General features: G+C 54.7%; 11 protein-coding genes. 8 read left to right on the forward strand and 3 right to left on the reverse strand.

The window, feature by feature from the left end; genetic code table 11:
- The 6 genes from KJ970_05575 to KJ970_05600 form a co-directional block, all read left to right on the forward strand.
- Nucleotides 1-1,623 (forward strand): sigma 54-interacting transcriptional regulator (locus KJ970_05575; GenBank protein MBU2690378.1); only part of this gene is annotated, 1,623 nt, incomplete at its 5' end.
- A gap of 628 nt (nucleotides 1,624-2,251) precedes the next feature.
- A complete protein-coding gene (locus KJ970_05580) occupies nucleotides 2,252-2,731 on the forward strand; it encodes a hypothetical protein (protein ID MBU2690379.1) in 480 nt (159 codons plus the stop codon).
- An 82-nt stretch (nucleotides 2,732-2,813) separates the two neighbouring features.
- The gene (locus tag KJ970_05585) at nucleotides 2,814-3,554 is read left to right on the forward strand and encodes a hypothetical protein (GenBank protein ID MBU2690380.1); all 741 of its coding nucleotides are present in this window, start codon (nucleotides 2,814-2,816) and stop codon (nucleotides 3,552-3,554) included.
- Between the two features lie 2 nt (nucleotides 3,555-3,556).
- Nucleotides 3,557-3,808 carry a hypothetical protein gene (locus KJ970_05590; protein ID MBU2690381.1) on the forward strand — a complete coding sequence of 84 codons (252 nt, stop codon included), beginning with the start codon at nucleotides 3,557-3,559 and terminating at the stop codon, nucleotides 3,806-3,808.
- A 670-nt stretch (nucleotides 3,809-4,478) separates the two neighbouring features.
- Nucleotides 4,479-5,282 carry a BtpA/SgcQ family protein gene (locus KJ970_05595; GenBank protein ID MBU2690382.1) on the forward strand — a complete coding sequence of 268 codons (804 nt, stop codon included), beginning with the start codon at nucleotides 4,479-4,481 and terminating at the stop codon, nucleotides 5,280-5,282.
- A 35-nt stretch (nucleotides 5,283-5,317) separates the two neighbouring features.
- Entirely contained in the window at nucleotides 5,318-6,298 is a 981-nt protein-coding gene (locus KJ970_05600) for an ImmA/IrrE family metallo-endopeptidase (GenBank protein ID MBU2690383.1), read from the forward strand.
- Nucleotides 6,299-6,352: 54 nt separating this feature from the next.
- Here KJ970_05600 and KJ970_05605 read toward each other — a convergent pair whose 3' ends face one another.
- A complete protein-coding gene (locus KJ970_05605) occupies nucleotides 6,353-6,727 on the reverse strand; it encodes a hypothetical protein (GenBank protein MBU2690384.1) in 375 nt (124 codons plus the stop codon).
- An 814-nt stretch (nucleotides 6,728-7,541) separates the two neighbouring features.
- On the opposite strand from KJ970_05605, the gene KJ970_05610 reads away from it, so the two are divergent.
- Nucleotides 7,542-8,117, forward strand: a complete 576-nt coding sequence (locus KJ970_05610) for a hypothetical protein (GenBank protein MBU2690385.1) — start codon at nucleotides 7,542-7,544, stop codon at nucleotides 8,115-8,117.
- A 137-nt stretch (nucleotides 8,118-8,254) separates the two neighbouring features.
- Here KJ970_05610 and KJ970_05615 read toward each other — a convergent pair whose 3' ends face one another.
- Both KJ970_05615 and KJ970_05620 read right to left on the reverse strand, forming a co-directional pair.
- Complete coding sequence (locus KJ970_05615; GenBank protein ID MBU2690386.1) at nucleotides 8,255-8,653, reverse strand: hypothetical protein; 399 nt, start codon at nucleotides 8,651-8,653, stop codon at nucleotides 8,255-8,257.
- A gap of 33 nt (nucleotides 8,654-8,686) precedes the next feature.
- The gene (locus KJ970_05620; protein MBU2690387.1) at nucleotides 8,687-9,250 is read right to left on the reverse strand and encodes a porin family protein; all 564 of its coding nucleotides are present in this window, start codon (nucleotides 9,248-9,250) and stop codon (nucleotides 8,687-8,689) included.
- A gap of 291 nt (nucleotides 9,251-9,541) precedes the next feature.
- On the opposite strand from KJ970_05620, the gene KJ970_05625 reads away from it, so the two are divergent.
- Nucleotides 9,542-11,258, forward strand: a 1,717-nt coding sequence (locus KJ970_05625; protein ID MBU2690388.1) for a hypothetical protein, incomplete at its 3' end; no start/stop codon positions are given.

Raw genomic sequence — 11,258 nt, forward strand, 5'->3', positions numbered from 1 at the left:
AACCGGATGGGTCTCCTCGAACAAAGTCTTGAGACATTCAAGCAAGCCCACCGGCAGGCGCGACAGATCGGGCACTCAACCTTGATCCTTCGATCGGCCCTGGGGCTGGGCATGCTCGCTGCACGGAGTGGCGACTGGCAGGAAGCCCGTCGTTTGCTCTTGGATTGCTGGCGTATGGCTCGTCGAATGGAGATGCCGCGGGAAGAATGTTTATCCCTTGAATTCCTCGGGGAGACTTTGGCGCTCTGTGGACGTTTGCCCGCGGCACACCGCGCCTTAAACCTTTGCCATCGCTTGGCCACCCGGCTTGCACCTGCGGGAGATCTTGTCGTCGAGTGCACTCTAAGATTCTCCCTGCTGGCTTGCGCAGAGTCGCAATGGCAGCGGGCTGAGGAGTGGGCGCAAGACGCCATCGATCTCGCATCCAAGTGCGGGATGGACTGGGAAGAGGCTCAGGGATGGGGTCTTCTCAGCCTGGCTCTCGAATTCCAGAGCAAAGAAGATAAGGCCGCTCAAGCCGACCTCCGGGCAAAAGAACTCTTTCGGGAAATGGGCCGGGGGCAGAACGCTGATCTCGTTGGCGGCTGGCGTCTCTATCTCATGCGAATCAAGAAGGAGCATCGCGATCCAGAGATCCAAATGAAGTCCTCCCGATCCCCATCGAAACGAAGTTTATCAAAACCCGTCAAGCTTGATTCCATTTGGGAGAAGATCGGCCTTATCACCGGGTCCATCGGGATGATTCAGGTCTTGGAGCAAACACGCCACCTGGCTGAGGATGGGGCTTTCATTCTCCTCGTCGGCGAAACAGGAACCGGGAAAGAACTCGTCGCCCGCGGGATTCATGATCTTGCCGGCCGAAAGGGCCGCTTCGTTCCGTTCAATTGTGGCGCTTGTCCTGATGCTCTAATACTGAGCGAGCTTTTCGGAGCAGAGCAGGGAGCCTTCACCGGCGCCATCCGCAATCGACACGGATTGGTGCGGGAGGCAGAGGAAGGCACCCTATTTTTGGATGAAGTGGGTGAGCTGTCACCTCGAGCGCAAGTCGCCTTGTTGCGTTTTCTTGACCACGGTGAGGTCAGGGCTCTTGGATCGACACGCATCCGCAATGTTCAACTGGGGATTGTCGCCGCCACACAGCGGACTCTGCTTCGCAAGTTGAGAAGTGGTGATTTCCGCAGGGATCTTTTTTATCGATTGGCTCAAGGCCTGATCGATATCCCACCCTTGCGGGACCGGCTTGAAGATCTTCCGCTCCTGATTCGCCATTTTTGGAAGCGGGGCGCCAATGGGGATGATCCGGAGATGCCGGAGGTTTTGATCGAGGAGAAGGGCTTGCGGATACTCCGAGAGTATGCCTGGCCTGGAAATATCCGCGAGCTCGATCATTTCGTCCGCGGGCTGAGGCTGCGTTGGAAGGTGTTGAAGACGGAAACGTCCTTCGATCTTGAGCTGATACGAGAAGCGCTTGCCGGCATCAAGGTGAGTCTGAAGCCCGATCAAGAGAAGTTGTTCAGCCGCGAGGAGGTTAAGGCGGCGATCAAAGCTTCCAAGGGGAGCATAAGCCGCGCGGCCCGATTGCTGGGGATATCCCGACAGAAACTATATCGCATCCTTGGCTAGACAAGGGATCGGCCGTTTTCCTTCCTGTTTTCCTACCCTGATTGGTTTAGAGAAAGCGGATTCTTTTTTCATTCGGATGATCCGGCAGCCCGGAAAGACCTGAAAAAGTGTCCGGAAAGTGTCCGGTTGTCCGGAGCGGACACATTTTCCTGGAAGCAGAGCGTTGAAAGGGTGTTTTTTGTATAGGATTTGATACGGCACGTGATTTGGCACAACGCCGCAATCTACACGTAATCAATAGGTTCCGAGACACCCGACGCTCACTTTGTATCAGATAATCTCCGGGAATGCGTCATAGTCCTGATCCTCCGAAAAAGTGTCCGGAGTGTCCAGTGTGTTGAATGAGCTTCTGCGGTTTATGGGAACGACGACATCTTTTGCCCGGCCAGGGGAAAGGGTACCCCCCCCAATCACTGGATGAAAACACGGGAACATGTTTAGTATAAATGCACTGGAGGCTTTTCAACAGTGCGACTCCACGAGGATACCCAATGCTGGATTTCGACGTGCCTTGGCACGGAGATTGTAATAACAATATTTACGACAAGTCCGGCAGTACCTTTTTACAGGCGCGACTTTCATGAGCTGATTTTGGATTGACCTTGAATTGGGCGACCGGGAGGCGGAAATGAGAGCGCTGAATGTCACCTCGATACTCCTTTTGGGATGTTTTGGAATTCTACTTTTGCAGGGTTGTGGGGACCGGGTCACAGATACGGAATTCAAGACCGATCATGGTGTCACCGGCGGGATATCCTTCGAGCAGCCTGGAGAACCCGAATGGGAATGGATTGTCTTTGATTCAGAGACGGGCATAATCGACGATCAATTGTTTCTCTATGTTTATGATTCTGAGGCTGATCCCGTTCTTGCCGTCAAGATCAGGGATTCCGGGATGATTGCCTGTTTAGAATCAATGGCATGTGGCGCATTAAACGATGAATATGATATGCCCAAACTCGTTGATCCGGAAATTATTGAAGCTGTCTTATTGTACTTGTTCCCCAACGGCGATCGGCAGGTGATAATGACCTGGTCCATGATCAAGTGGTGTCATCTTCATCCGGGCGATGAGAGGTGTATACCGAAACCCAAAGACGAGGGTTAGATTTGAGCCGGTTTGGATGGGCCATTCTTCATTGGTTAAACGATCTTGTCCATCCAATGAGGGGCTGGAAGGAGGTTCTTCGATGCGGTATGCGATCGTGCTGGTGTTGTTGGTGATTTTAAGCGCACCTGGCTGGGCTGAAACGGCGGTCATCGACACCGGAGAAGTCTACGCCTACGGACATCAATTGATCGCCCCCTACACCCTGGAGCGAACCGAGACCCGTATCACGATCAACGGCATCCAGGTTTGTCCGAGCGTGCATGAACCGGATGAACAAGACCGGAGCCATTCATCAACGCCGGCAAAATTAACACCTCGAGGTGAGGTTGAACAACAGCTGCGCGAGAGGGAGGCCAAATTGTGGAAAGAAGGACGATCGCTCGAGGAGATCACCCCTGCGGTAGTCAAAATGGCGCTTGAATACGCGTTGGTTGACACGATCACGGATGTGAGGGAGGCGTCCTTCTTTATCTGGTTCACGGATGACAAGGATTCAGACAAGCGCGAAGCGCAGAAGTTCTTGGTCGGACCGCCGAGCCCAAAACCCTCACTTGCCAGCATGTTGAATGAGGAATTCAAGTTGTGGACTCAGTCCCTGAATAAGGGTTGCTTGGTGATCCAGTCATCGAATGTGCGCCAGTCTGTCTTAGGCAACACCGCGACTGCACAAGCCGTTCGCGACGAGATCGTTGTCGCCCGTTCCATGACGGTTGCTGTTATTGAAGCCACATGGGCGAGCGAAAAACACTACCTGTGGGTTTCCAGCGCCAAGGAGTTCGCCAAGCCGCTTCCGCTGGAGCTGGCGCGAGGGGGAAATTAGCGATGCGATCTCTACTCTTCGGCAATCTCCTCATGCTATTGACTTCCGCCGGTGTCATGGCGGCCTGTGAAACTTCCACTTCAAACACCGCTGCGGTGATCGAGCCCTACATGTTTGCACTTGGACCGGGCCGGGGAGCGTTTGTTGTCTCTGCCAACAAGCAAAAATACGAAGTAACTGAGTATTATGAGGATAATGGCGACATTTCTAATGGCTGCGGTGTGAATGAATGGGTCGATATTCTCTCCCTATGATATCCGGCATCTACTTTGCCAGATTTCAATCTGAAAACAATAATAGCAAGTGCAAACTTGTTGTTTTGAAATAGAGGTGGATCATGCGTGCCGTAATTCTTTTACTTACTTTGTTTATCCTGGCTTTCAGGGTAGAGGCATGTGATAAAGAAGAAACGCCGCCGGACGGGTGGGCAATAGGTATTGTCCAAGAAATCTATCCGCCTGATTTGATAGAAGATGTTAGTACGAGCTACAATTTGCTCGTTCTTGATTCGTTCTTGATTCTTCGGAGGAGCTTTCTGAGATTATCAAGTTCTGGACTACAGGTGGTCCGATCTCAGATGACCTAATTTCGCACGGCGAAGTGACGACCATTGGTTTCTCCTATGGCACCGTAGCTATGGCAAGAAACCAGACATGCTCATTGGTCTATTCTCTTCTTGGATGTTGGGCGAGTTCAAAGAAAAGTTCAGAGATATTCGGAGGTAAATAGATATGAAGAAGCCTTCTTTATGCGCTGTGATGTTCGTATCTCCTATTACAGTTACACTCAATAGGCCCTCGCCTTCCGCCAAGCCGGATTGAATCTGTCTGATTCTTTGTTTGCAATCCGCTTTTCTTCTCTTTCTTTTCCAGACTGTCCGTGCACAAATACACTCAGGGCTAGTAAACGCCGAAGGAGGCAACCTTGCCGGCTCTCAAGAAATCCCCAAAGGATCGGGTACTTATCGGAGTGATCCATCTCCCCGCCTTGCCCGGCGCGCCGGAATCGCGGCACCCCATCGCGAAGATTACCGATCATGCCGTGACAGAGGCGGAAATGCTGCTCGGTGAGTCTTTTGACGGGCTTATTGTTGAGAACTATGGCGACGCCCCCTTCTACCCGGCTGACGTTCCACCGATCACAACCGCCTCGATGGCCCGTATCGTTCACGCCATCAGAAAGCTTGGGGATTTTCTACTCGGCGTGAATGTCCTGAGAAACGATGCCACGGCGGCACTGTCGATCGCGGAGGCTTGCGGCGCCGATTTTATCCGCATCAATATCCATACCGGCGCTTTCACAACGGACCAGGGAATTATCGAGGGGCGGGCGCATGAAACGATGCGTCTCCGCAAACATCTCAACTCATCAGTTGAGATCTGGACCGATCTTTTGTGCAAGCATGCCAGCCCCCTCGCGCCGGTGAGCCTGGAAGACGCGGCGCACGATCTTGTCACCCGCGGCCAAGCCGATCGGTTGATCATTACAGGATCCCGCACCGGCATCCCCGCCTCGGCTGAGGATCTAGACGACCTCCTCGAGATGGGCCTGGATCGCGATATCTACGTCGGGAGCGGCGTTAAAGCAGAAAATCTTGGACAATTTACGAAAGCGGCCGGTGTGATCATCGGCAGCGCCATCCGCCGTGGTGGGGTGGCCGGCGCGCCCCTCGATATCAAACGGATCCGGCAATTTGTTTCCGCCTGGAAATCAATCGACAAAGGCTGATCTAATAGAACTTCATCGCTAAAACAGAGGGTGCCGTGGACTATCCAACCGACAATCATCTCCCTGAAGATCCCATCGATGCCAAAGAGAAAGAGGATGAGGAAACCAGAAGGAAGGTCGGGGAATATCTTCTGGCGAATCTCGACACTGAAGTCTCCCGCACCATCCCCACATTCGGCGGATCCGATATCACTCCCCAACCGGTACGGGAATGCCTGAAGACTTTTGTAGAACTCACCATCCGCTACGCCCGCTTGGAACGCCTCTTTCAAGGCGACGTTATCTTCACGCTTCCGGCTCACACGCGGATCATCGAGGACAATCTGACCGGCGATCCCCTCACCGACGGGCGGCTCCTGGCAGAGGAAGAACGCCGCACATTGGAACTCGGTTCCGCTCCACTCGACGATTTCGAGGAGATCCTGGATGAAAAGGGGATCAAGATCTTTCCCGTCGCCTCCCCCTTCACCGCCGCCGGCGTTCTCTTCGGCGAAGAGACCGGTCCGGCGATTCTGTTGACCCATCCGCCGCATAGCTTTGAAGGACGGATGGCCCTGGCGCACGCCTATGGGCACTTCATCGCCGATATCAATCCGTATAAAAATCGCTTCTGTCTGTTGGGATCCAAACTGCAGGAATCCCCGGAGGAAGAGCGGGCCGAGTCTTTCGCCCGCCACTTTCTCATGCCCTTGGAGGCGATTCCGCTGGATATCGATCCCGAGGGTGAAGAGGTCGACGCCTTTGCCCATGCCTATGAAGTCCCCGCGGGAGTGGCCCGGCTTCAGGGCCTGCAACATGCCGATCCCGAAGCGTTATGGCAATTTCCCCGCCGGGAGATATTGCCGGAGGATCCAAACTGGAAGCCGTCCATGCCGATGCGGTATCTAAATTTTGTCCTGGCGGCTTATCACAGAAAGCTGCTGCAGCCCGAGGGGATGCAAGTCCTGCTCAAGGCCTCTTTGGAACAGGTCGAAGAGCTCCTTCGATGGGTGCGGCAGGAGCAAAAGGGGCGGTAATTTGTACTATCCGGCCCACCGTTAAACCAACCTGAAAAAGTCACCTTTTCGCATTTATCGTAGAAACCGGCTGACGATCTTTTTCAATGGCGCGAACAGCCCCCCCCACTTCTTATCAACGGGAAGCCACCGATCGACCATCTCACCAATCTGCCGGCATATTCGGCGATTGGAGATGTCGGCGCCGGGGTGATTGAGATGATCGGCATAGGTCAGCAAAACCTTCGAGATAAGGCCAAGCCGGTCATCGGTGAGTTCCATTTCCAAGGGATGCAATCCTTTACGGTCCAGGATCGCATCCTCCAGTGCATCCGCCATCTCATGTAGAATCCGCGAATCTTCGGGATCAAAAATGCGACGCTCCATATACCGTAACGCTTCCCGCAGGATTTCCAGTTCCTCGCCTTCCAATTTGATGCGTCGTGGCATTGATTCATCCCCTTGAACACTTCTCTTATATTATGGCTTACATTTTCCTCAGGCAAAGGCATACCATTTGTTGACAAGACGCCTCCCTATTGTTCTCCTAGCGAGAAGATTGATATCACCTAGCCGCACACCCCTTCGCCTAGGAAAGGCGATGTGGTGACATACGGATATGGCGCGGCATCAGCATCTGCGCGTGTGAGATGCGCCGATGGAACGGAGCATTTCGCGACGACATCAAAGGCAGGTTGGTGTAGGTCTCACGGATATCCGGCACATCCCTCTTTCTCCAAGAGCGGATGCCGGAAGGGATTGAGCCCACCAATCTGATTAGGTATGACGGCTAGGGTTGATTCCCAACACTGGGCCTGGTCCCAGGCTGCGCCCATTTCATGGGCTCGGCTCCTTCCTGCCTCATCAAAAGTTGAGATCCCCGCCGCACCTGTCGATCACCGTAGGGTGACCGACCTCTGCTTCCATCTGGCAAAGGATTTGCCACTCACACCCTGCAAAGAAGGCCCTATTTTAGGACCGCAGGGCTGGATGGATCCCGACCCGCCATTTGATGCCGTCGCCGGACACATTGTCCAACAAAGAGTTACAAGCCTCGACCAAATCCATTGCAGGCATGGATGCACTTTGCCCGGTCCCCTCCCGGCCGGTGGATTTGACGCATGGGAGGCCGCGCATGGATGGCGTAACTCTTTGTACCACAGACAATTAAAACTCGACGACCAAATGATTTCACCTGCACTTCTGGCTCTTCCCTTGCAGGTAGATACTCCGGTTCGCCGAGCATCATCAAAGGGGAGAACAGATGTCTGGACATCATCCGTGGTTGAAGCTTCGTAGTTTAGGGCATCTTGTGGCCATCCTATTCCTGCTGCTCCCTGTGGCGGGAGAGGCCACGCTGCATGTCGTGTCTGGGCTGGAGTCGCCCTCCAGCTATAATTTTTTCATAAATGGGAGTTCGGAGGAAAGCGGTATCTATAGCGAGGATGGCCTGATCGCCGTGATGACAAAGACGGGAAGCGGCCATGTCGAGATCGTCCCGGAAGGCCAAAACCCAGAGATGGGCGGCGGAATGCCGCCTTCGCCGGGTGGCGGTATTGCCATTGCGCCCCACCTGGTCGGAATCAGTCCGAATCCGGTGGGCGGAACCAGCGCCCTTATGCTGGAAATGCCGAGCCCGGATCGGGTGACCGTCGAGGTTTTCGATGTCCGGGGCCGCCGAGTGGGAGTTCTATGGGATGGTGATTTGCCGGCCGGGCCCTCTCGTGTTCCCTGGTCCAATGCGGCCTTTGCCAACCCTCTTCCTGCCGGGGCGTACTGGGTGCGCGCCTCAGCCTCCGGCGGCGTAACCCCCGGAAAGAAAGTGATCGTATTGCAGTAAATCGAGCGGTTTGAGGATAACAGAACGGCGGATGCGGAGCGCTCGAAAGGCGCCCACCCATCCGCCGTTTCTTCTTTGCCTTCAACACACCTCGACACACGATTCTTCCGCGCGCGATCCTCGTTCGGCGATAAGGTTTAGAAAGTGCCCTCGCCGCGGAACTGGTCGTCGCGCTGACTGAAGAGCACATTGAATGTCGTCAGCGTCCCGTAAATCCGTGTGATGTATTGCTGAAGCTCCACCTTTTCAATATCCGACATGACTTTATTGCTATTGATCTTCTGCTCCAACACGCGAAGCCGGTCCCGCAGCATAACGATTTTGTGAAAGAAGACATCCATGGGGATGACCTTCTCCTGCAAATCGGATTTGCCGGGCCTCAGAATGACCTCTCCGCCTTCCCATTTTCCCGCCAGGGCGACGGAGATCTCTTCATCACCGCGGGCGGCCCGGGCTACAATGTCTTTGAGCTGATCAATGGTGAGGTTCATCACCGTATTCTCTGCCGGAGCTTCTTGTGTGTTGTATGTATCCATGCTCCCATCCTCGTTCAAGCATGTACCGGCCGTCTAGTTCCCCATGGGGAATTTAATCCCGCCGGAAATGAAGAGATAATCGGCCCCGCCGTTCACGTTGTAGCCGAGGCGGGCGACCGGAGTTATGCCCTCACCCTTGCCGAATTCAGCGCCGGCGCCGATATCAAAGCCGAACTCCAAGCCGCTCTCACTGAGGTCGCCAAAGAAAGTGCTACAGCCGGGGCAATCCCAAGAGGCATCCCAGTAATGGAATCCGAGGCCGGCGAATGTATAAGGAAGAAAGGATGCGCCGCCGACAAAGTCGTAGCGGAGGTTGCACATAATCCCGAAATCCATCCAGGACCATTCCACACCGCCGCCGAAATCTTCACTCTTTGTCCAGAAATCGGCTTGAAGCTCGAGACCGAGTTCCGGTGTGAGTTGACCGAGATCGGCGCCGCCGCTGAAGAGGATGGCCCCGCCGACATCACCTTCGATATCCGCATAGCCAAGCCTGGCCTCGATGCCCTTAAGGCCGATTTCGCCCGCAAAGCCGGTCCCGGCGCAGAGCAGCATCCCAACCAGCACGACCGATGTAACTCCAAGTATACTCTTCACGAAAACCTCCTTGAGTTGCGCCGCTGAAATTCGCGGACGGTAATGCCCCCATTAAGTCCTGCCATCAACCGCAGGAGTCGATTCGTTCTGAAGCTAGCCGATCCCGGCGACAAAGTCACGCGGGATAAGGCATGGCGTTAATGATCCTGCCCCTCGCCTCGAGACGAGCCTATGTGCCGGGACCATGACACTCTCCTGGTGATGGAACCGCAGGGAGGACTCGCTGCCACCCTTCAGCTATAATGAGGCATGGCGGGACACCATGAACATGAGGCCTCCTCAATTTCGGGGATGATGAATCCGCCGCATCCACCGGGCGGCACGGCGCCGACCGGCGGTCAGGCGAAGAATTCGTATGCTATCTTCTTTCATTTCATTCTGCTGATCGTTGGGCTTCTTCTGTTCATCCCTCCAGAGGCTCTGCTCGCGGAGGATCCGGGCTCCACCGGCCTGCTCATCGATGTGGGCCGGCCCGACAGAATGACACTCGATGGCGACCTGCTGGAATATGCGGTTTACGCCCCGGCCATTCGATGGCGCGGATGCGATCTGAAGACCGTGGAGCTTGTGGGAACCGGTGAATGGGGCGTCCGAGGAAAACTGATCCGGGTCGAGATGGCTCTAATCCCGGGAAGGTACAGAATCGGTGTTGAGCTCTGGGGCCTTGGCGAGAACCCGACACCCATCGACCTTATCATTAACGGGCTTGAATCCGAACAAAGGGTTTCACTGAAACCCGATGCCCCTCTTTGGCTGGAAGGAGAAGCCCATCTCACTAAAAGTCCCCTTGAAATATTGGTCAAACCCGATGTCGGCTACCGGGCGATTCTCTCCCGAATTTCCGTCCGGACCCTCGATGAGCCGTCGCCGATTGAATTCAACCGGCTGCCCCCGGAAAAGCCTCAAATCCCCACCGGCCTCATGGTCGCTCCCGGCTATACCTGCCAGGAAAATATCCCATTAGAGACGCTCCGCCTGGTTTGCGATCAATTCGTTCTATATCAGTTATCCAATGGGTTGTATCAATTTGGTGCAACCAAGTGGTGGGAAGCCGGATTTATTGTCAGAGCCCTCCTTGCCGGTCACAAACTGCTTGAGGATGAACGCTATCTGAAAGCCGCGTTGCGCACGATGGATCTCTTTGTCGCGGAACAGGAGGAGGACGGCGGATGGTGCTCCACCGTAAATGCTGAACCGAAAAACGACACGGGAAACCCGCCCTGCCGATCACGCAATCTGGCCGATCTGGGGTCCATCACCCCCTGTCTTTCTATGGCCGCCCCTTTTCTTCCTGATACCGAGCGGAAGCGATATTTGGAAGCGCACCGGCGTTACATCGAGAACTTTGTCCACAGGCATTTATTGCCGGATGGTGGATATCCCAACAGCCTCTATGCCGGCATTGAACACCGTTCCCCCTACAGCATCGCCGTCGCGACAACCATCCTCAGTCTCACCACTTTCTATCTGGCGGATGGATCCCCCGGTGCCCTTCATCAAGCTGAGGACGCCGGCCGTTTTCTCATCGACAACTGGACGGAGGCCGGGCCTTGCCGCTTTCATCCTCACGACGAGGATGAGCCCAGGGTGTGGCCGGTTCTGGATTTTCATAACCTCTACTATATCTTCGAAGGATTGCTCTGCCTCTATGATGTAACGGAAGATGTGACGCTCAAAGAAGGAATCCAGAAGATATTGGGAGCCTACCTCTACGGATCCGAGGGTCTCTTTGCGAAGCTGGCCCCTCAACAATGGCTTCCCCCCACAACAGAGAAGGGCGGCACCAAGTCGATCGGAATGCTGGGTCTTCTTATGGCGATGCGGCGTATTCTGGGACCTGAAGAAAGACTCGACCGTCTCCTCGCGGATGGATCGTACCGGCTGTTTAACATAGAAACTCAAAAAGCATTCGGCGTGCTGTTGAATCCTTATACAAGAAGAAACTGGGCTTCTCTGGTCCCTTCAAGTTTCGCAGGATTGGCCGCCGCCGAGTTTCTGCGACCCGGCG

This window comes from Candidatus Eisenbacteria bacterium (genome assembly GCA_018831195.1).
In the GTDB taxonomy this organism is placed as follows: Bacteria; Eisenbacteria; RBG-16-71-46; order CAIMUX01; family JAHJDP01; genus JAHJDP01.